Below are 21339 nucleotides of genomic sequence, written 5' to 3' on the forward strand. Positions count from 1 at the left end.
CCTGCGGCCGGGTACCCGTCCTGGAGCCGATCGTCGCCAGGAGGCCCACGATGTCCGACCGCATCGCCAGTGTCTGGGGTCCGCGCACCCCCACCGCCCGCGACGGCCGGTGGCCGGTCCGGGTGGACGTGCGCCTGGACCTCGGGCTCACCGAGGCCGACGTCGAGCACTGGGTCCCCAGCGCGTGCGTGCTGTGCAGCAACGGCTGCGGCACCGACATCGCCGTGCGCGACGGCCGCATGGTCGGGGTCCGCGGCCGGGCCACCGACGTCGTCAACCACGGTCGGCTCGGGCCGAAGGGGCTGCACGCCTCCTGCCGCGCCGCGAACTCCGACCGCCGGCTGACCCGGCCGCTGGTCCGCCGCGGCGGGGAACTCGTCGAGACCGACTGGGACACCGCGATGGAGCTGGTGGTCGGCCGTTCGCGGGCCCTGCTGGAGCGCCGCGGGCCGTCCTCGCACGGGTTCTACGGCTCGGGCCAGATGATGGCCGAGGAGTACTACACCTGGGGTGTCATCGCCAAGGCCGGCATCGGCACCAACCACATGGACGGCAACACCCGGCTGTGCACCGCCACCGCCGCCGCGGCGATGAAGGAGAGCTTCGGCTCCGACGGCCAGCCCGGCAGCTACACCGACGTCGAGTCCTGCGACGTCATCGCCCTCTACGGCCACAACATGGCCGAGACCCAGATCGTGCTGTGGGCGCGTGTGCTCGACCGGCTGGAGGGGCCGAACCCGCCGACGGTCATCGCCGTCGACCCGCGCAGCACCCCGGTCGCCGACGCCGCGCGCCGTACCGGCGGCGTGCACCTGGCACCGCTGCCGGGCACCAACCTCGCGCTGCTCAACGGCATGGTCCGCGCGCTCGTCGCCGGTGGGTACGTCGACCACGGCTACCTCGACGCCCACGTGCACGGCTACGACGACCTGGTCGCCGCCGTCGAGCCGTACACGCCCGAGGAGACCGCCCGGATCTGCGACGTCGACGTCGCAGACCTCGTCCGTGCGGTGGAGGTCGTCGGCCGCGCCGAGCGGCTGCTGTCCACCGTCCTGCAGGGCTTCTACCAGTCCCACCAGGCCACGGCGTCGTCCTGCGCGGTCAACAACATCCACCTGCTGCGCGGCATGCTCGGCCGGCCGGGGTGCGGCGTGCTGCAGATGAACGGCCAGCCCACCGCGCAGAACGCCCGCGAGGCCGGCTCCAACGGCGACCTCCCCGGCTTCCGCAACTGGGACAACCCCGCCCACATCGACCAGCTCGCGGCGCTGTGGAACGTCGACCGCGACGTCATCCCGCACGACGGTCCGCCCACCGACGCCCTGGAGATCCTCCGTCTCGCCGAGGCCGGCGACATCGGCCTGCTCTGGATCGCCGCGACCAACCCGGCGGTCTCGCTGCCCCAGCTGCCCCGGATCCGGGAGATCCTCGACCGGGAGGAGCTGTTCGTCGTCGTCCAGGACGGGTTCCTGACCGAGACCGCCCGCTACGCCGACGTCGTCCTCCCCGCCGCCATGTGGGGCGAGCGGGAGGGTGTGTTCACCAACGTCAACCGGACCGTGCACCACGCCGGCAAGGCCGTCGACCCGCCCGGTGAGGCCCGTCCGGACCTGGACATCTTCCTCGACTACGCGCGCCGGATGGACTTCCGCGACCGCGACGGGCAGCCGCTTCTCGGCTGGGACACCGCCGAGGGTGCGTTCGAGGCGTGGAAGGAGTGCAGCCGCGGCAGGCTGTGCGACTACTCCGGGCTCAGCTACGAACGGCTCTCCGGCTCGGGCGGCATCCCCTGGCCGGTCACCGAGGCCACCCCGGACGGCTGCGACCGGCTCTACGCCGACGGCGTCTTCGCCACGGGCGCCGACGTCTGCGAGACCTACGGCCACGACCTGTCGACCGGCGCCGGGCTCTCCCGCGAGGAGTACCTCGCGCTCGGTCTCGAGGGCCGCGCCCGGCTGCGGGGGTGCGCCTACACCCCCGCGGCCGAGGTGCCCGACGACGAGCACCCGTTCGCGGTGATCACCGGCCGGACCGTCTACCAGTTCCACACCCGTACCAAGACCGGGCGGTCCGGCGCACTCCACGCCGCGGCCCCGGACGCCTGGGCCGAGCTGTCGGTCGAGGACGCGCGGCGGCTCGGGGTGGCCGAGGGCGACATCGTCCGGATCGGCAACGACCGGGGCTCGGTGGAGGTGCCCGCCCGGGTCGGCCGCGGGCGGCCCGGTGTGGTGTTCGTGCCGTTCCACTACGGCTACGAGGACGCGGCCTCCTCAGGTGACCACCGCTCGCCGGGGACCGGGCCCGGACGGGCCGCCAACGAGCTCACCCCGTACGAGAAGGACCCGGTGTCGAAGCAGCCGCTGCTCAAGGCGGGTACGGCACGGGTGACCCGGGTCCGGACCGGGGACGGCCCCGCCCCCGCGCCGACGACGGCAGCATCGGCTCCGGCGCGACGGGGGAGCGTGCGGCCCACCCGCGGCCACGACGACGGCACCACGTGGGAACGCACGTCGGACGTCGTCCCGCGCCGGGTCCCGACCCCGGAACACACCCCGAACACCGGTCCCGGCTGCGGGGCCCGGCGGTCGGCGGCAGGATCACCGGGGTGAAGGCAGCCGTCTACTCCCGCGAGGGCACCGCCCGCGACGTCCTGACCGTCGGTGAACTCGACACGCCGGAGCCCGGTCCGGGTCAGGTCCGGGTCCGGGTCCGCACCTCGGCGATCAACCCGACCGACACGAAGACCCGTGACGGCACGGTGTCACGTCCGTTCGACGGGGTCCGCGTCCCGCACCAGGACGGGGTGGGCGAGATCGACGCGGTGGGGGAGGGTGTCGACCCGGCCCGCGTCGGGGAGCGGGTCTGGACCTGGCTGGCCTCGCCGGGCGGTGCCGGCGGCGCCGCGCTCGCCGAGTGGGGCACCGGCGCGGAGTACACCGTGCTGACCGCGGAGCAGGCGACCCCGCTGCCCGACGGCGTGCCCGACGACCTCGGCGCCTGCCTGGGGGTCCCGGCGATGACCGCCTACCACTGCCTGTTCGCCGACGGCCCGGTCGCCGGACGCACGGTGCTGGTCACCGGCGGTGCCGGCGCGGTCGGGCACTACGGCATCCAGCTCGCCCGGTGGGCCGGGGCGACGGTGGTGACCACGGTGTCCGGCCCGGAGAAGGCGGAGCTGGCCCGGGCCGCGGGTGCGCACCACGTCGTCAACTACCGCGACGGCGACCCGGCCACCGCCATCCTCGACGCCGTCGGCCCGGTCGACCGGATCGTCGAGGTCGCGCTCGCCCAGAACCTCGCGCAGGACCTCGCCGTGCTGCGCAACGGGGGCGAGGTCGTCTCCTACGCCGCCACCCCGCAGGACCCGGCGATCCCGGTCCGTGCACTGATGGGGGCGAACGCGGTGCTGCGGTTCGCGCTGCTCTACACCGTGCCCCGCCCGGTGCTGGCCGAGGCGGCCCGCGGGCTGGGTGTCGCGGCCACGCACGGCGCGCTGACCCCGCTGCCGATCACCCGGTTCGGGATCGACGACGTCGTCGCCGCCCACGAGGCCGTCGAGGCGGGGACGACGGGCAAGGTCGTGGTCGACCTCTGACCGGTCACGGTCGGCCACCCCGCCGGTCCGGCGCCCTCAGCGCCGGATCGGCGGGTTCCGGTCGCGCCGGGCCAGTAGTACCGCCGCCCCCGCCGCGACGACCACCAGCCCCGCGAGCAGCAGCGACCACCCCAGGATGGACGGCGCGTTCGGGTCGGTGGAGATCACCGCGGCGTTGATCTGCGAGACCTCGCCGGGGACGAAGTCCCAGGTCACGGTCCCGCCGTCGGTCTCGCCGTCGGACTCGACGACCTCGCCGGGGAAGCTCATCGCGAGCCGCACGTCGGCCCGGTCCACCGGCATCGTGGTCAGGTCGGCCCGGCCCTGGACCGCGATCCGCTCCCCGACCCGGCGCAGCTCCAGGTTCGCCCGGCCCGAGGCGTTCCCCCCGAGCAGGTTCAGCTGCGCGACCTGGGCGAAGCTCAGGTTCTCGAAGGCGGCCCGGGTGCCGACGAACCCGTCCTGGTCGTACGGCGACAGCTCGACCTCGCCGGCCAGGTCGGCCGGGACCTCCAGCTGCGGGCCGCGGCCGTCCGGCGCGCCCTCGGGCGTCGCGACGACGACGGTGCCGTCCACGGTGTCGTCCGGCTGGACGGCGAGTGCGACCTGGACCCGGGTGCAGCCGGTCAGTGCGAGCAGGGCCAGCACCGCGAGCAGCACGAGCGCACGCGTCCGGGATCGACGGCGTGCGGGTGGCGCGGTGCGGTGCGGCGGCATGGCGTCATCGTGCCACCCGGGTACGACGGTCCCGGCGTCACTCGGGGGCGTGTGTCGGGTGATCCGTGGGGAGCAGGGGCAGCTCCCGCCCCAGCACGGCGAACGGGCGCGGATCCCCGGTGAACAGGTGCTCGCGCAGCACGTCGACGAACCCGGCACGCCGGTAGAGCCGCCAGGCCCGGCCGGGCGCGGCGCGGCCGTACTCGGGGGTCGAGAGCAGCATCCGGGCCCGGGCGGCGTCGGTGGCCAGTGCCCGCAGCAGCTGCTCGCCGATGCCCGAGCCCTGCGCCTGCGGGTGGACGTGCAGCTCGGTCAGCTCGAAGTAGTCGCTCAGCCAGTCGGTGCCCGCGGCGCCGGGCTCCCCGCGCCGCGCGCGCAGCCCACGCCGGACCTCCTCGAACCACCACTGCCCGGGGCCACCCCAGTAGCCGTAGCCGATGCCGGTGAGCCGGTCGTGCCCGTCGAGCCAGCCGACCGAGCGCCAGCCCGGCCGGTAGGAGTGTTCGAGCCAGAGCGAGCGGCGCTGGCGCGCGGTCGAGCGCGGGTAGCCCATCGCGGTCACGTAGACGTCGATGGCCTCGCCCAGCCGGTCGGCGAACTCGCTGCGGCCGAGGCCCACCAGACGCGGACGCGACGGTGCGGCGGTCACCGCGAGCACCGGCCCCGGCGGGGACCGCACGCCCGCGCGGGGGCGGGGTCGGTGTCCGGGTACATGGCCCCATCACACCACGGCCGGCCGGTCCCGGCGGTCCCGGACCGGACGCCCCGCCGCACCGCGGCCCGGTGGGCGGGGCCACCGGGGGCCGACTTGACGCGACGATCGAACACGCGTTCTACTGACGTATGTCGAACGCGTGTTCGACGCCGGGCGTCCGGTGGGCGGGGTGGGGGAAGCACCCCGTCGCCGGGCGTCCCGGAGACCGATTCCGGTGGTGGCAACCGAGGCCCCCGCCGGGTGGAAGGCGTGGTGATGCCAGTGGGCGGCTTCTCGCGTTTGTTCCGGTCCCGCCAGCCGGCGGCGATCGACGTGCGCTGGCAGAACGGCGAGCCGGTCGAGTTCTCCCGGCGTCCGTCGCGCCGCGGGGAACATTTCCTGGTCACCGGGGTTCGAGACCAGTGGGTCGAGGAGTCCCCGTGGCCGTTCCCGTCGCCGATGCCGGTGGGCGGGGACCGGCTGAGCTGCTGGCGGGTGCTCGCGCGGTCGGTGCAGGACCCGCAGGAGCCGCCCCGCGAGGTGGTGCTGCGGATGCGGTCCGGTCCCGGTGTGTGGGACCTGGTGAAGGTCGACTGAGAGGTGCGGGAGGTACGGGAGGTGCGCGTGCGGAGCAGGACGATGGAACTGGACCTGGCGCTGCCGTCGCCGCGGTCCGCCGGGGTGCGACGGCCGGGCGAGGTCCCGGAGGGTGCCGCGCGGCCGCAGCGGCGGTCCGGCCGGCCGCGCCCGGCCACCGACGGGCTGTGGCCGCTGGACTGCGGCGTGGCGCGGGGCGGGGCCGACCGCGCGGAGCCCGCTCCCGGAGCGGTGTCGTCCCGGCGGGGGAGCGGCCGGACCGGCTCCGACCCGGCCGGGACCGGCTGCGCCGGCCGCGCGGCCAGGACCGCGTCCGGCACCGCCGGCTCGTCCGGGACCGCCGGCTCGGCCGGGACGGACGGGCCGAGCGCGGCCGGCCCGGGTGGCACCGCAGGTACGGCCGGGACGGCCGGCTGGACCGGGACGGCCGGTCCGACCGGGACCGGCGGCCGGAGCGGGCCCGGCCCGGAGCGGCGCGCGGCGGACGGTCCGCCGCGGTCCCGGCCCGGCGTCCCCGGCCGGGCCGGGCAGGTGGTGCCGCTGCCGAGCGCTCCCGCATCCTCGACCGGCGGTGCCGCCCGCCCGGCCGGTCCGGGGTCCCTCCGGTCGCCTGCGCCCGCCCCGCCGTCGCGGGACGCGCTGGGGTTGCTGCGCCAGGCCGCGGAGCAGCTCGCCGAGGCGCACCGGGAGCTCGAGCCGCTGCGTCGCTACCCGGCGGCCTATCTCGCCGCGCTCCGCGCCGGAGCGGCGGTGCTGGCGATGCGGGCCCGGCCCCGGACCCGCCGTGGTGCCCCGCGCGACGTCTGGCGCCTCCTCGCCGAGGTCGCCCCGGAGCTGGAGGAGTGGGCGGCCTTCTTCGCCGGGTGCTCGCGGCTGCGGATCGAGGCCGAGGCCGGCATCGACCGGCACGTCGACCGGCGCGCCGCCGACGACCTGCTGCGCCAGGCCGAGCAGTTCGTCACCCGGGTGCAGCTGCTGCTGCCGCGGTGAGGAGGGCCGACAGCGGGCGGCGGGCCGTACCGGGGGAGCCGGATGGCCGGGAGCGACCGGGGCCGGGCGCGGGAGCGGAACGTCTCAGGCCGAGGCGGCGGGGCGCGAGGCGCTGCGCAGCACCCGGCCCAGCAGGGCGGTGAACACCGCGGAGATCTCCCGGGCGCCCGGGGTGTCCCACGCCTGGATCGGCAGGCAGGCGCCCTGGGCCTGCTGGACCGCCGAGCGGTCGGGCAGGACGCTGTTGAACACGAGGGGGCCGAACAGCTCGCGCAGCTCCGAGATCCGGAACTCGTGCTCGGTGTTGCGCGGCCGTACCCGGTTGACCAGCACGCCCAATGGCTGCAGGCGGTCGTTGGACCGCTCGCGTTCGGTCTGCACCGCGTCGAACGCACGTTGCACACCGGACACCGAGAACATCGTCGGGTCGGTCACCAGGATCGCCCGGTCCGCCGCCGACAGCGCGCTGCGGGTCAGCTGCCCCAGCGACGGCGGGCAGTCCACGATCACCAGCCGGTAGCGCTCCTCGACGGTCTCGGAGCCACCGGACTCGTCGGTGATCAGCTCGCCGGCCAGCCGCTGCAGTGCGCGGTCGAGCCGATGGAGCTGCGCCGCGCCCGGGTCGGGATGGTTGTGCCGCTCGGTCTGCTCCGCGCCGACCAGCACGTCGAGACCCTCACCCCACGCCGACGGCGCGATGGCCCGCTCGACGACCGCGCGGCGCGGCTCGTCCAGCACGTCGGCGACGGTGGCCGTGGTCGGCTCCGGGTCGAGCGCGGTGGTGGCGTTGGCCTGCGGGTCGAGATCCACCACGAGGGTGGAGACGCCGTGACGCTGCGCTGCGCCGGCCAGACCCAGTGCGACGGTGGTCTTGCCGACGCCACCCTTGAGACTGAGCGTGGCGACGACCTGCACCCACCCAACGTACCGTGCGGTCCGGCGGTGTGGCCGGGCGGAGTCCGTGTGATCGCCCGGCGCCTGCCGGCGGCCCCGCGACGGGCGGGCGGTCCGCTTCCCGGTGGGGGCCACTAGTCTCGTGCCGTGGGATCGCCGACACGGGAGCAGTCCGGAGCAGCGCGCGGTGCCGCCGTGTTCCGGGTGCTGGACAGGGAGATCGACCGCGTCCGCCGGGACACCGGGGCCGCGCCCCGGGTGCTCGACGTCGGTGGTGGCAGTGGCACCTGGGCGGTGCCGCTGGCGATCGCCGGCTGCGCGGTCACCGTGGTCGACACGAGCCCCAACGCGCTGGCGACGCTGGCCCGGCGGGCCGACGAGGCCGACGTCACCGACCGGATCACGCCGGTGAACGGCGACGTCGACACCCTCGCCGACGTCGCGCCGGCCGACGGTGCCGACCTCGTGCTCGGCCACGGGCTGCTCGAGGTCGTCGACGGCCCGGCACGAGTGCTCGCCGCGCTCGCCGCGGCCGCCGCCCCCGGCGGTGCGGTGTCGGTGCTGACGGTGGGGCGTTACGGCGCGTTCATCGGGCGGGTCGCCACCGGCCGGCTCGCCGAGGCCCGTGCCCTGCTGGCCGACCCCGAGGGCCGCACCGGTACCGACGACCGGCTGCTGCGCCGGTTCGACGCGCACCGCCTCCGGGAACTCACCGCAGGGACCGGGCGGCTCCGGACGGAGGTGCTGCAGGGCGACGGCACCCTCGAGGCGTGGCTGCCCGGGCCCGGGCCGGAGGGCGAACCGGCGGGCCGGGACGAGCGCGACGAGCTGGACGCCCTCGCGTCGCAGGTCGGTGCGCTCGCCGAGGTCGCCCCGCGGTTGCATCTGCTCGCCCGGCGGTACTGACGCCGGTCTCCGACGGTCGTCGCCCGGCCGCCGTCGGTGACCGGTCGTCCGGCGTTCACCCGGGCGTCCGGCCCCGTCCGGGTGGGTCTGCGAGGCTCCGCGTGAGCGACGACACGCCGCGCCACGCCGTCCGCTCGACGATCAGCCGAGCGGGTTGGACGGTCCGGGTGGTCGCGGCACGATTCGCCTCGTACTCTGACATCAGACGCCCAGGTTGGGGCGCCCGTCGTACCGGTCAGGGCGAGGAAGCCCGGACCGGATGCGGCCTACCGTCCGATTACGTGTGCCGGAGGTGAAGGCATGCCGCTCTCCGAGCACGAGCAGCGCCTGCTCGAACAGATCGAACGCGCCCTCTACCAGGAGGACCCCAAGTTCGCGTCCTCGGTCAGCGGTAGCCGGCGGAGCAAGCCCGCCCGGCGTCGTCGGATCCAGGGCGCCGTCCTGTTCGTGGTCGGCCTCGTGCTGCTGATCGCGGGGATCCCCTTCCGGGCCCTCTGGCTCGGTGACCTGCCGATCCTGAGCATCGTCGGTTTCCTCGCCATGCTCGGTGGCGCCCTGCTGGCCGTCACCTCGATCGGCGCCCGCCGGTGCGGCGAGGAGGCGACGGGGCAGAGCGGGTCCACCCCCAAGGACAAGCAGTCCGGCGAGAGCGGCGGTGGCTTCACCGGCCGTATGGAGGAGCGCTTCCGGCGCCGCTTCGAACAGGAGTGACACCGGGCGGCCCTGCGGCCGCCCGCGCGACGCCCGGCGGGGCGGGACACCGACTCGGTGTCCCGCCCCGCCGTCGTCCGTCGGGCCCCGGTGTCCCGACACCGGTGGGGCGTGCGGCGTCGCCTCCGTCGGGAGCCGGGCACACCCGGGGACCCTCTCTGCATCCGACCGCGCGCGGCCACGGTCCGGGCTGGACCGACCTACCCGGCCCAGCCCGGCCCGGCCCGGCCCAGCCCGGACCGGCCCGGCCCGGCCCAGCCTGGCCCAGCCCGGCCCAGCCCGGCCCAGCCCGGCCCGGCCCGGCTCAGCCCGGACCAGCTCAGCCCAGCCCGGACCAGCTCAGCCCAGCCCGGACCAGCCCAGCCCGGACCAGCCCAGCCCGGACCGGCCCAGCCCCGCCCGACCGGCTCAGCCCGGACCGACCGGTTCAGCTGGGCCCGGTTCGGCCCGGCCGGGGGCGGCCCAGCGGGGGAGCGGACCTGCGGGGGCCGGCCGTCCGGGATCGGGATCGGGCGGGGACCGCGCCGGTTCGGATCGCCGCCGGAACGGGCTCAGCGGCGCTCGGCGGGCTCCTCGGACGCGCTCGGGGCGGCACCGTCCCCGTCGGCGGTCGGGTCCTCGCCGGACGGACGCCGGCCACGCCGGACCGCCTCCGGTACCACCGAGGGCGGCAGCACCCGGGCCCGCAACGACGCCCCGCCGGCCGCGATCGCCGTTCGCACCTCGTCGACCAGGCCGTCGAGGGTGCCCGGCCCGGGCAGCATCCCGCCGTACCAGCTCGCCTCGACCCGGCCAGCCAGCTCCCGCAGCGCCTCGGCGGGGCGCCCGGACAGGCCGTGCCGCTCGATGATGCGGTCGGCCGCCGCCCGGACGGTGTCGCCGGGTGGCACCGGGACCCCGTGGTCACGGGACACGGCGAGGACCTCGTCCCACGCCGCCGCCGCCGCGCCGTCACCACCGGCCCGGGCCAGACCGGCCCGGCGGGAGTACTGGCGCCGTCGCCACAGGCCCGGGGTCAGCACGACCGCGAGCGCCGCGGCCGCCAGCAGCAGTGCGACGACCACCGGCCACCACGACCCGACCGCGGACGCCGGCCGGTCGGCCGCCTGCTCCTCGGCGGGCGGGGGCTCCGGGGTGGGGCCGCCCGCCTCCGGGGGCGGCGGGGTCGCGGACGGCTCGGGCTGCGGGGTCTGCTCCGCGGCGGGCGCACCGCCGTCCTGCTCGCGGGCCTGCTGGACGTAGGCCGGGTCGATGGTGCGGCCGTCGGCGAGCGGGGTCGGGTCGAAGGTCAGCCAGCCGTAGTCGGGGAACCAGGCCTCGACCCAGGCGTGCGCGTCCTCGGTGGTGATCGTGCGCGCCCCGGTGCCGTCCGCGTCGCCTGCGGTGAAGCCGACCGCGACCCGGGCCGGGACGTCGACGGCACGCAGCATGACCGCCATCGCCGAGGCGTACTGCTCGCAGTAGCCGGTGCGGCCCCGGGTCAGGAAGTCGACCAGCGCGTCGCCGTTGCCGCCGGGCGCGGTCGCCAGGCTGTAGGTGAACGGGGAGCCGGGCCCGGTGAAGTGGTCCTCCAGCGCCATCGCCCGGTCGAACGGCGTCGTGGCACCGGCGGTCACCTCACGGGCGATCGCGGTGACCCGCGGGTCGACGCCCGCGGTGTCGAGGTAGCTCCGGTCGACCGTCACCGGTCCGGACGCCGCGCGCAGCTGGTCGGCCGAGGGCTCGGGCAGCCGCATCGACTGGGTCCAGCCGTCCTCGGACTGGGCGCGCTCGCTGTAGACGATGCCGCCCGCGGTGTCGTAGGCCCAGCTCGGGGAGCCCACCGTGATCCGGGTCGGGTCGCCGAACACCGGCAGCCAGTAGTCGTGGAAGCCCAGGTTCTCGACCTGCACGTCCTGCGACGCGGCCGGCCCGGACGTCGACGGCGGGAGCGGACCGGTCAGTGGCACCCCCGGCAGCGGCCGGTCGGCCTTCCAGCCCTCCTGCGGCACGTAGGTCTGCAGGGTGAGGGCACGCAGGTAGGTCGGGGTCTGCAGGCCGCGGACCCCGAACAGCGGCCGCGGCTCGCTGCGGGTCAGCTGGCCGCGCAGCGAGGTGAACGGGTTCAGCCCGATCGAACCGTCGGCGTCGCCGCCGGTCCCGCCGGTGGCGTCGAAGCGACCCGAGGTGCCCACCGACGACGTCAGCAGCCCCACCAGCAGCGACCCGACGACGGCGACCGCGACGACCGCGGCCCCCGCCGGGAGCTGACGCAACCGGTCCGGGCGCAGGAGCAGCAGCACGCCGTAGCCGAGCGTCGCCGCGACCACGGTCCACCAGGGCAACAGCTCCGGCTGCAGCGCCGTCGGCACCGCGAACACCACCAACAGCGGCACCCCGGCCGCGGCCGGGGCGGCGACGGTCACCGCCAGGCCGAACACGGCGATCGCGATCGTGCCGAACCCGAGGGTGACCAGCAGCAGGATCTCCGGGCTCGCCGCGACGGGGGGCAGCCCGGTGTCGATCTGCTGTCCGGCGCCGCCCAGCAGCCCCGACAGCTCCGCGAACGCGGTGGGCCCCGGGACCACGCCCAGCACGCCGCTGCCGGTGAACCATCCGGTGACCAGCAGGACCAGGGCGAGCAGCTGCCCCGGGGCGACCAGCCAGGCCCGGACCGGCAGCAGCAGCCCACCGACCAGCGCGACCAGCACGACCGCGGCGGCGGCGTGGGCGAACCAGGCGGCCCCCTGCACCACCGAGCTCATCGCCGACCCGGCGAGCAGCACCGCCACCACCGTCGCGACCGGGCCCAGCACGACCGTCCAGGCGGGTCCGCCCGGTGCCCGGCCCGGGGGTGCGGTGTCGGCGACCGGCGCGGCGGCCGGGGGCGCGGGCCGGACGGGGGGACGGGTCGGTGCGCTCATCCGGTCGCCCCCGCGAGGCCGGGCGTGCCGCAGGCGTCGGCCCAGGCCCGCTGGACGGTCGTGTCGGAGGTGACGACGGTGGCGTGCCACCCCGCCCGGCGCAACGCCGCCGCCGCGACCGACGCCGGCCGGGACCGCGTCGCGGCCGACCAGGAGTCGACGTCGAGCAGGACGGCGTGTCCGCCGCGCGGCCACGCCGAGACCAGGGCGGTGACGTCCTGGGGGGCGGTCCCGCCGAGCACCGCGAGCACGCCCTCGGGGTGCCCGGGGCCCGGGCCGGGGGCGGTGAACCCGGTGCTGGCGGAGGGGCGCAGCACCGCGAGCGACTCCAGCCGCGGTGGGACGGCGTCCGCGCCGGTCACGCCGGGCGGCACGTCGCCGACGGTGTCGCCGGACTCGTCGACCAGCGCGACGGCCTCGCCGCGCTGCAGCAGGTGCACCGCGACACTGGCGGTGAAGGCCACCGCCCACTCCAGGCTGGAGGCGGGCCCGTGGCCGCGGTGGGCGCTGTCGCGCCGGTCGATCAGCAGCGTGACGCCGGACGGGTCGGGCCGGTCGTCGAGGCGGACCATCAGCTCGTCGCGCCGGGCGCTGGAGCGCCAGTGCACACGGCGTAGCTCGTCGCCCTGGCGGTAGGGACGGATCAGCACGTCCGGGGTGCCGGGGCCGGGGCGGCTGCCGCCCTCGGCGCCGCGTCCGGCCGCGGTGGAGGTCAGCGCCGGGCGCCCGGTCAGCGGGGTGACCCGGGGCAGGACCAGCAGCCGGTCGGCGGGCAGCAGGTCGTGCCGGAACTCGGCCAGGCCGAGTGCGTCGGTGCCGCGGCCGCGCAGCGGGCCGATCCGGTAGGCACCGCGGACCGCGGGCCGCACCGGGTAGCCGACCCGGGCACCGCGGCGGCCGAGCCGGTGCACGGTGAACCGCGGCGGATAGCGGTCGGCGGGGCCGGCGGCGTCGGGCACGTGGTCGGCGATCCGCAGCGCACCCAGCAGCGCCCCGCCGGCGATCCGCAGCAGCACGGTGCCCGCGCCGCCCGCCTCCAGGCGGGCCGGTTCCAGGGTGCGCCCCACCTGCAGCGAACGACGTGACCGCAGCGCGACGACGAGGGCGAGCAGCGGCAGGAGCAGCACGAACGCGCCGATCCGCACGAGGTCACGCTCGTCGAGCGCGATCGCCGAGACGACCATCGCGGCGCCGCCGGCGAGCAGACAGCGCCCGCGCACGGTCAGCCCGGCGCGCCGTTCCCGGCGCGGCGCGCCTCCGGTGGCGAGCGGCGCCGGCGACGAGCCGGGCGCCCCGGTCGCGGCCGGGTCGCCGGGCTCGGTGGGAGCCGGTGCCTCCGGGGGCGGCGCGGTCGGCGCCATCTCAGCCCCGCGGCGGGGACGGCACCGCGACCCGCGCGACGGCGGCCCGCACCAGATCCGCCGGGGTCCGGCGGGCCGCGACCCCCTCGGGGCCGAGCACCAGCCGGTGCGCGAGGACCGGCACGGCGACGGCCTGGACGTCGTCGGGGACGACGTAGCCGCGCCCGGCGGTGGCCGCCCACGCGCGGGCGGCGCGCAGCAGGTGCAGTGTCGCGCGCGGCGACGCGCCGAGGCGGACCTCGGGCAGCCGCCGGGTCGCGCCGACGACCTCGACGCAGTAGCGGCGTACCTCCGCGGCGGTGTGCAGACCGCGCACCCCGGCGACCATCGACCGCAGCGTGCGCAGGTCGGTGACCGGCCGCAGCCGCTCCAGCGGGTCGGTCGAGCCGTGCTCCTCGAGCATCGCGAGCTCGGCCGCCGGGTCGGGGTAGCCGACCGAGACCCGGACCGTGAACCGGTCCTGCTGGGCCTCGGGCAGCGGGTAGGTGCCGTCCATCTCCACCGGGTTCTGGGTGGCGACGACCATGAACGGGTCACCGAGCGGGTAGGTGCCGCCGTCGACGGTCACCTGGTGCTCGGCCATGCACTCCAGCAGCGCGGACTGCGTCTTCGGCGAGGCACGGTTGATCTCGTCGGCGATCACGACGTTGGCGAACACCGGTCCGGGCCGGAACTCGAACTCCGAGGTCTGCCGGTTGTAGACCGAGGAGCCGGTGATGTCGCCGGGCAGCAGGTCCGGGGTGAACTGCACCCGGCTCACCGCCCCGTCGACGGCCCGGGCGAGTGCCTTGGCCAGCGTGGTCTTGCCGACGCCCGGCACGTCCTCGACGAGCAGGTGCCCCTCGGCGAGCATCGCGACCAGGGCCAGCCGGATGGTGTCGGGCTTACCGACGATGATCCGCGCCATCGCGGCGGCGATCCGGCCCGCCGTGTCGGCGACGGCGGCGGCGTCCATCGGCTCGGGCGCGTAACCGGGGTGCGCACCGCTGAGGTCGGCCCGGCGGACGGGCCCACCGGACGGCGACGGGACGGGTGGCACGGAGGGCGCGGACGGCGCGCTCGAGGACAACGGGCCTCCTCGGGAGACGGCTCGGGCGACCCCAGTCTGTCAAACGTCCCCCGATCGTGACCGGGCGCCGCCACCCGTCCCCGACGGCTGCTCCGTCCGGCCCGGTGGGGCAGGTCCCGGGGCGCTCGCGACCGGCCGTTCCCCACCCCGCCCCACCGCGGGGGCACCGGGCCCCCCACCGCCCCCCACCCGGGCTCCCCACGGGTCCCCCCACCGTCTCCCCACCCGTCCCCACCCGGACGTCCCGCGCGACCGGGAGAACGGGGCCTGACCAGCGACGACGCCGGTGGGGGAGCGGCCGGTCGACCGGGCGGCCGGGACGGGCCGGCACCGGCGTCGGACGTCGCGCGACCGGGTGGCGCCGCGCGCGCCCCCACCGTTCCCCACCGCCTCTGACCTGCGACGACACCGAGTCGGGGGCCGACAGGCCACCCGGCTCGGGTTGACGGTGGGTGAGTGTGGGGTAGTGTGGTGATCGCTGGGGCGAACAGGGGTCCCAGGTGGAGGTGGGGTCGGTGTTCCTCGGCACCTACACCCCGAAGCTGGACGACAAGGGGCGGCTCACGCTGCCCGCGAAATTCCGCGACGAGTTGCGAGGCGGCTGCATGATCACGAAAGGGCAGGACCACTGCCTCTACGTGTTCACCCGTGACGCCTTCACCGAGATGGCGCGCAAGATCGCCGCGGCCCCGCTGACGAACGAGTCGGCGCGGGTGTTCCAGCGGAACCTCTTCTCGGGCACCGACGAGCAGAACCCCGACGGCCAGGGCCGGATCGCGATCCAGTCCGAGCTGCGCCGGTACGCCGGACTGTCCAAGGACTGCGTGGTGATCGGCGCGTTCACGCGCGCCGAGATCTGGGACGCGCAGGCCTGGCAGGAGTACCAGGAGCGGCACGAGGACGAGTTCGCCAAGGCCCAGGAGGAGGTTCTGCCCGGGCTGTTCTGAGTTCCGCTGGCGGGCGGGACGAGGGACGGCGGCAGTACCCGAGCAGGACAGCACGACCGACAGCGGACGACACCACCACCACCACCACCGTCGCCGTCCCGACCCGGGTGCCGTGATCGAACAGGCCCTGGCACACCTTCCCCGGTGCCAGGTCCACCTCGGCACGGCCCCCGGGTGGGGACGGCGCCGGCGCCCACCCCGACTGGGGAGTTCGGGTGGCGCGGTGGAGCCCGCGCGTCTTCGGGAGTGGAGCGCACCGGTTGTGGGAGCCGGACGCCACGCCCACGGACATCGACCGTCCCGGTCCCGGCCCCGTGGCCGGGGCCGGGGACGGCCGCCGCACCGGCGGCCCGCACGCACCACACGGGGACGGACGGCGCACCGGGGGGTGGCACGTGGACGGCACTTCCGGCGACGGCGCCACCCCGCGCGACGACCGCGCACCCGGCGACCGGCACACCCCGGTCCTCCTGGAGCGCGTCTCCGAGCTGCTCGACCCCGCCCTGCGCGACCGGGACGCCGTCTACGTGGACGCCACCCTGGGCATGGGGGGACACGCGGCGGCGCTGCTGGCCGCGCACCCCCGGCTCACCGTCGTCGGGATGGACCGCGACCCGCAGGCCCTCGAACTCGCGGGGCGCAGGCTCACCGCGTACGCCGACCGGCTGCACCGGGTGCACACCGTCTACGACGACGTCGCCGGCGCGCTGGAGCAGGCGGGCGTGCCCGCCGCCGACGGCATCCTGTTCGACCTGGGCGTCTCCTCGCTCCAGCTCGACGAGGACGCCCGCGGCTTCTCCTACTCCCGCGACGCCGACCTCGACATGCGGATGGACCCGACCACCGGGCCGACCGCCGCCGACGTCCTGAACTCCTACACCGCTCCCGAGCTGCGCCGGATCCTGCGGGAGTACGGCGAGGAGCGGTTCGCGGGCCCGATCGCGAACGCGATCGTCCGGAACCGGGAGAAGCGGCCCTTCACCCGCAGCGCCGAGCTCGTCGAGCTGCTCTACGGCGTCGTCCCGGCCGCGTCCCGGCGGACCGGCGGCCACCCCGCGAAGCGGACCTTCCAGGCCCTGCGCATCGAAGTGAACCGCGAGCTCGAGGTGCTGCGCGACGCCCTGCCCGCCGCGCTGGACGCGCTGGCGCCGGGCGGACGGATCGTCGTGCTGTCCTACCACTCGCTGGAGGACCGGATCACCAAGCGGGTGCTCGCCGAGCGCGTCCGCTCCCGGACCCCGGTGGACCTGCCGGTGGAGCTCCCCGGACACGGTCCGGAGTTCCGGCTGCTGACCCGGGGCTCCGAGCAGGCCTCCGAGGCCGAGGTCGCCCGCAACCCGCGGGCCGCGCCGGTACGGCTGCGCGCGGCGGAACGCGTGGAGGACGGACCGTGAGCACCCGCGGCACGGACCCGAGCACGCAGGTAGTACCGGTACGACGGAGAGGCAGGAACCCCCGATGAGCACACCCGTCATCGAGCGCCCGGGCACCCCGGGCGGTGGCCGGGCGCGGCCCGACACCCGCCAGAGCCGTCGTACCGCGGCGCCCCCGCGGATCCCGGCCCAGCGCGGCCCCGGCGACGCCCGCCGGGTGGCCGACCAGCGCCGCCGCACCGCGGCCAGGGAGAACACCGGCCGTGCGAAGTTCGTGCTGGTCGTGATGGTCCTGCTGGTCTCGGGCCTGATCGCGACGCTGTGGCTGTCGACGGCCGCGGCCGCCGACTCCTACGCGCTGCAGGCGGCACGGGAGCGCACCGCGTCGCTCACCGAGCAGTCCGAGGCCCTCCGCAAGGAGGTCACCGTGCTCCAGAGCCCCGGTTCGCTGGCCGACCGTGCCGCGGCCCAGGGGATGGTCCGGGTGACCGACCCGGCGCGACTGGTCGTCGCCCCGGACGGACGGGTCGACGTCGTCGGGGAGCCGAGTGCCGCCGTCGCCCCGGCGCCGCCCGCCCCGCCCGCCGAGGCGCCCGGCGAGGTGCCCGCACCGCAGGCCCCGCCCGCCGCCCCGCAGGACGGGCAGCCGGGTGCGGCCACCACCGACCCGGCCGCCGAGGGCGGGGACGCCGCCCCCGGTGCCGCCGGTGCCGGTGAGGGCACCGAGCGCGAGGTCCCGGCCGACACCCGGGCGGCGGGCGGGAACTGATGGTCTACGCGCCGCCGCGCCCCCGCCCACGGGGGCAGGGGCCGCGGGGTGGTCGGCGCCGGTCCCCGGCCGACGACCCGCGCTTCCGGCTGCGTCTGGCCTGGGTGGCGCTGGCCGCCCTGCTGCTGGTGTCCGGGGCGAAGCTCGTCGTCGTCCAGACGGTGCAGGCCGGCACGCTCACCGCCGACGCGGAGAAGCAGCGCGCCAGCCGGATCGTCATCCCGGCCGAGCGCGGCGCGATCAGCGACCGCAACGGCACCGTGCTGGCGTTCTCCACCGAGTCCAAGGCGCTCGTCACCAACCCGCGGCTGATCAACTCCACCAAGGGGGCTGATGCGGCCGCGTACAAGGACCGGATGGCCGACGCCGTCGCCGCGGTCACCCGGGGGGACCCCGAGGAGCTCAGGCGGGCGCTGCACAGCGACCGCGGCTACGTCGTCATGGCGACCGCCGTCGACCCCGGCCCGGCCCGTGACCTGCGCACGCAGTTCCCGGAGATCGCCGAGGAGAGCCGCGAGGCGCGGCAGTACCCCAACGGGACGCTGGCCTCCAACATCATCGGCGCCGCGACCTGGAGCGCCGACGCGCAGAAGCTGATCGGCCGGATCGGCCTCGAGTCCTCCGACGACCAGCTCCTCGCCGGTCGTGACGGCTTCCAGATCGCCGACACCGCCGAGGGCAGCGGCACCGTCATCCCCGGCAGCGTCCGTTCCGAGCAGGCCGCGGTGTCCGGCTCGGACGTGCAGCTCACCATCGACTCCGACCTGCAGTTCCAGGTCCAGCGCATGCTGGCCGACTACGCGGGCCGCGCCGGCGCGCGCAGCGGCTCGGCGGTCGTCCTGGACCGGGCGACCGGGCAGGTCCTCGCGCTCGCCGACAACACCTCCTTCGACCCGGCGCAGCTGCTGTCCGCGGACCCGAAGTCGCTGGGCAACAAGGGCGTGACCACCCCGTTCGAGCCCGGCTCGGTGAACAAGGTCGTCACGATGGCCGCCGCGCTCGAGGCCGGCGTCGCCAAGCCCGACGACGTGCTGGACGTGCCCGGCAGCATCGAGGTCGCCGACCGCACGATCAAGGACGCCTGGGAGCACGGCGTCGACCGCTACACCCTGACCGGGGTGCTGGCCAAGTCCTCCAACGTCGGCACCCTGATGACCGCGCAGAAGGTGGGCGAGGACCGCTTCTCCGACATGCTCGCCAGGATGGGCATCGGGCAGAAGACCGGCGTCGGGCTGCCCGGTGAGAGCGGCGGCCGGGTCCCGCAGCGGGCGACCTGGTCCGGCTCGACCTTCGGCAACCTGCCGATCGGGCAGGGCCTGTCGATGACCGTGCTGCAGATGGCCGGGATGTACCAGGCCATCGCCAACGACGGCGTCCGGATCCCGCCGCGGGTCGTCGCCGCGACGACCGGCCCGGACGGCGTCCGGGTGCCGACCGAGGCCCCGGAGCCGGTGCAGGTGATGTCACCGCAGACCGCGCAGGCCCTGCGGACCATGCTCACCGCCGTCACCCAGGAGGCGCGCGGCCAGTCCGGCACCGGGCCCGCGGCCGCCGTGCCCGGCTACGAAGTGGCGGGCAAGACCGGTACCGCCCAGCAGGTGGACCCGGCGACCGGGGCGTACTCCCGCTCCCAGTACTGGATCACCTTCGCCGGGATGCTCCCGGCCCAGGACCCGCGGTTCGTGATCGGGATCATGCTCGACGCCCCGAGGGGCGGGACGAGCGCGGCGCCGTTGTTCCACGACATCGCCTCGTACCTGGCCCAGCGCGACGCCGTGCCGGTCCAGACCACGCCACCCCCGGTGCAGACCCTCCAGATCAAGTGACGCCGCGGCCGGGTGCGCTCCGGCTGCGTCGGGCGGTCCCGGTCGCTGCTCACCCGTACGGGTGCCCGTCGGGGTCCCGGACACCCCGTCCGACGAGCCGCCCACCGGCCCGGAACCTGCGCCGGATGGCGGTATCGGGCTCATCGGACGGCCGCGTGCCGGTCGCCGTCCCACCGCCCGCCGCGGGGGTCTCCGCGAGCGGTCGGGAGCGCCTGACCGGGACGAGGGGCGGCCCGCGCCGGTCGGTAACCTCCCGCCCTGTGCCCGACCTCCACACCGCAGCCACCGCCCGCTCCCGGAGCACCGGTGGACCCGTGCACGGTGGCGGGCCGGACGGTGTGTCGGGCGACCGGACGGGGACGGGTGACGTGACGGGTTCCCTCGAGTCGCTGCCGGACCGTCCGTCGGACGTGCGCCCGGTCGACGTCGCGCTGCTCGGGCGCCTCGCCGGCGCCGAGCTGAACCCGCGCGCCGCGGGGAGTGGGCCCGGCCCGTTGCTCGACCCGGCCGGCGGACCGCACACCGTCACCGGCGCGACCCTGCGGGCGGGTTCGGTCCGTCCCGGCGACCTGTTCGCCGCGCTGCCCGGAGCCCGCGCGCACGGGGCGGACTTCGCCGCACAGGCCATCGCCGCCGGTGCCGCCGCGGTGCTGACCGACGCCGCCGGGGCCGACCGCGCCGAGATCCGGCACTCCCGGCTGCCGGTGCTGGTGCACCCGAACCCACGCGAGGTCCTCGGCCCGGTCTCCGCCGCCGTCTACGGCGAGCCCACCGCCCGGCTGCGGGTGCTCGGGGTCACCGGCACCTCCGGCAAGACCACCGTCGCGCACCTGCTCGAGGCGGGTCTGACCGAGGCCGGACGGGCCACCGGCCTGCTCGGCACGGTGCGGACCCGGGTGCAGGTCCCCGGCCGCCCGGCCCGGGCGCTGCCCAGCGCGTTCACCACGCCCGAGGCGCCGGACCTGCAGGCCCTGTTCGCGGTGATGGTCGAGGCCGGCGTCACCGACGTGGCGATGGAGGTCTCCAGCCACGCGCTCGCCCTCGGCCGTGTCGGCGGGTCCCGGTTCGCCGCCGGTGCGTTCACCAACCTGTCCCAGGACCACCTGGACTTCCACCCGACGATGACCGACTACTTCGAGGCGAAGGCGCGGTTGTTCGGCGGCGGCGGGGCGGGCGTCGAGGCCGCGCGGCACGGCGTCGTCTGCGTCGACGACGAGTGGGGCCGCCGGCTGGCGGCCCGCCACCGGGACGCGGTCACCGTCTCCTCCGACCCGGGCGGTCCGCACGCCACCTGGACGGTCCGCGACCTCACCGCGCACCCCGACGGCACCCAGACCTTCACCGCGGTGGGCCCCGGCGGGCTCGCGGTGCCGGTCACGCTGAGCCTGCCCGGCCGCTACAACGTCGCGAACGCGCTCGTCGCGCTGGCCGTGCTCGACGCCGACGGGATCGACCCCCGGGTGGCGGCGGCCGGGTTCGGCCGGGCGTCGGTGCCCGGCCGGATGCAGCGCGTCGACGCCGGTCAGCCCTGGCTGGGCGTGGTCGACTACGCGCACAAGCCCGCCGCCGTCGCCGCCCTGCTCGACGCGCTGCGCCGCCAGGTCCACCCGCACGCGCGGGTGATCACCGTGCTCGGCTGCGGCGGGGACCGCGACTCCGGCAAGCGCCCGCTGATGGGCGCGGCCGCCGCGATCCGGTCCGACGTGCTCGTCGTGACCGACGACAACCCCCGCAGCGAGGACCCGGGCGCGATCCGGCGGGCGATGCTCGACGGCGCCTTCGGCGAGCCCGCCCGCGGCGACGTCATCGAGATCGGGGACCGGCGCAGCGCGATCGTCTACGCGGTCCGCTCGGCCCGTCCCGGCGACGCGGTGGTGGTCGCGGGCAAGGGGCACGAGGCCGGGCAGGAGATCAACGGCGTCAAGTACCCGTTCGACGACACCGACGAGCTGGTCGCGGCGATCCGGGCGGCGACGTGACGCGCCGC

The 21339-nt window shown here is 76.5% G+C and carries 17 protein-coding genes; 11 read left to right on the forward strand and 6 right to left on the reverse strand.

Translation table 11 applies throughout. From position 1 onward, the window contains the following. Window positions 1-50 precede the first annotated feature (50 nt). Window positions 51-2609 carry a molybdopterin oxidoreductase family protein gene (locus tag KPF47_RS01775; RefSeq protein WP_224386435.1) on the forward strand — a complete coding sequence of 853 codons (2559 nt, stop codon included), beginning with the start codon at window positions 51-53 and terminating at the stop codon, window positions 2607-2609. Next, window positions 2606-3595: an NADPH:quinone reductase gene (locus tag KPF47_RS01780; RefSeq protein ID WP_224386436.1), complete on the forward strand. Its 990-nt coding sequence runs from the start codon at window positions 2606-2608 to the stop codon at window positions 3593-3595. Before KPF47_RS01775 ends, KPF47_RS01780 begins: the two co-directional genes overlap by 4 nt. A 36-nt stretch (window positions 3596-3631) precedes the next feature. On the opposite strand, the gene KPF47_RS01785 is transcribed toward KPF47_RS01780, so the two are convergent. Then, entirely contained in the window at window positions 3632-4312 is a 681-nt protein-coding gene (locus KPF47_RS01785; protein WP_224386437.1) for a DUF3153 domain-containing protein, read from the reverse strand. 37 nt (window positions 4313-4349) lie between these two features. Then, window positions 4350-4961 (reverse strand): N-acetyltransferase, encoded by a 612-nt coding sequence (locus KPF47_RS01790; RefSeq protein ID WP_224386438.1) that lies wholly within the window; start codon window positions 4959-4961, stop codon window positions 4350-4352. 321 nt (window positions 4962-5282) lie between these two features. Between KPF47_RS01790 and KPF47_RS01795 the strand changes: the two genes are divergently transcribed. Both KPF47_RS01795 and KPF47_RS01800 read left to right on the forward strand, forming a co-directional pair. Further along, entirely contained in the window at window positions 5283-5603 is a 321-nt protein-coding gene (locus tag KPF47_RS01795) for a hypothetical protein (protein WP_224386793.1), read from the forward strand. Window positions 5604-5645: 42 nt separating this feature from the next. Then, entirely contained in the window at window positions 5646-6593 is a 948-nt protein-coding gene (locus tag KPF47_RS01800; protein ID WP_224386439.1) for an SAV_6107 family HEPN domain-containing protein, read from the forward strand. A gap of 84 nt (window positions 6594-6677) precedes the next feature. Here KPF47_RS01800 and KPF47_RS01805 read toward each other — a convergent pair whose 3' ends face one another. After that, a complete protein-coding gene (locus KPF47_RS01805) occupies window positions 6678-7508 on the reverse strand; it encodes a ParA family protein (RefSeq protein ID WP_224386440.1) in 831 nt (276 codons plus the stop codon). 126 nt (window positions 7509-7634) lie between these two features. Between KPF47_RS01805 and KPF47_RS01810 the strand changes: the two genes are divergently transcribed. Continuing rightward, entirely contained in the window at window positions 7635-8393 is a 759-nt protein-coding gene (locus KPF47_RS01810; protein WP_224386441.1) for a bifunctional 2-polyprenyl-6-hydroxyphenol methylase/3-demethylubiquinol 3-O-methyltransferase UbiG, read from the forward strand. A gap of 300 nt (window positions 8394-8693) precedes the next feature. Then, window positions 8694-9104 (forward strand): DUF3040 domain-containing protein, encoded by a 411-nt coding sequence (locus tag KPF47_RS01815; RefSeq protein WP_224386442.1) that lies wholly within the window; start codon window positions 8694-8696, stop codon window positions 9102-9104. Between the two features lie 551 nt (window positions 9105-9655). Here the strand turns inward: KPF47_RS01815 and KPF47_RS01825 are convergent. From KPF47_RS01825 to KPF47_RS01835, 3 genes are read right to left on the reverse strand one after another with little or no spacing between them, the layout of a single operon-like run. Next, complete coding sequence (locus tag KPF47_RS01825) at window positions 9656-12007, reverse strand: DUF3488 and transglutaminase-like domain-containing protein (protein WP_224386443.1); 2352 nt, start codon at window positions 12005-12007, stop codon at window positions 9656-9658. Next, entirely contained in the window at window positions 12004-13368 is a 1365-nt protein-coding gene (locus tag KPF47_RS01830; RefSeq protein WP_224386444.1) for a DUF58 domain-containing protein, read from the reverse strand. Before KPF47_RS01830 ends, KPF47_RS01825 begins: the two co-directional genes overlap by 4 nt. Before the next feature lies 1 nt (window position 13369). After that, window positions 13370-14323, reverse strand: coding sequence for a MoxR family ATPase (locus tag KPF47_RS01835; protein ID WP_224386795.1), 954 nt, complete (start codon window positions 14321-14323; stop codon window positions 13370-13372). A 629-nt stretch (window positions 14324-14952) separates the two neighbouring features. Between KPF47_RS01835 and mraZ the strand changes: the two genes are divergently transcribed. The 5 genes from mraZ (at window position 14953) to KPF47_RS01860 (ending at window position 21331) form a co-directional block, all read left to right on the forward strand. Then, a complete protein-coding gene (gene mraZ, locus KPF47_RS01840) occupies window positions 14953-15384 on the forward strand; it encodes a division/cell wall cluster transcriptional repressor MraZ (RefSeq protein WP_043276508.1) in 432 nt (143 codons plus the stop codon). Window positions 15385-15779: 395 nt separating this feature from the next. Further along, window positions 15780-16778 (forward strand): 16S rRNA (cytosine(1402)-N(4))-methyltransferase RsmH, encoded by a 999-nt coding sequence (rsmH, locus tag KPF47_RS01845; protein ID WP_224386445.1) that lies wholly within the window; start codon window positions 15780-15782, stop codon window positions 16776-16778. 64 nt (window positions 16779-16842) lie between these two features. Then, complete coding sequence (locus KPF47_RS01850) at window positions 16843-17526, forward strand: septum formation initiator (protein ID WP_224386446.1); 684 nt, start codon at window positions 16843-16845, stop codon at window positions 17524-17526. Continuing rightward, window positions 17526-19352: a penicillin-binding protein 2 gene (locus KPF47_RS01855; protein WP_224386447.1), complete on the forward strand. Its 1827-nt coding sequence runs from the start codon at window positions 17526-17528 to the stop codon at window positions 19350-19352. The genes KPF47_RS01850 and KPF47_RS01855 overlap by 1 nt, the downstream gene beginning before the upstream one ends. Before the next feature lie 368 nt (window positions 19353-19720). Next, window positions 19721-21331, forward strand: a complete 1611-nt coding sequence (locus KPF47_RS01860; RefSeq protein WP_224386448.1) for a UDP-N-acetylmuramoyl-L-alanyl-D-glutamate--2,6-diaminopimelate ligase — start codon at window positions 19721-19723, stop codon at window positions 21329-21331. Window positions 21332-21339: the final 8 nt, after the last annotated feature.

The sequence above is a fragment of the Pseudonocardia sp. ICBG1293 genome (genome assembly GCF_020131355.1).
Classification (GTDB): domain Bacteria; phylum Actinomycetota; class Actinomycetes; order Mycobacteriales; family Pseudonocardiaceae; genus Pseudonocardia.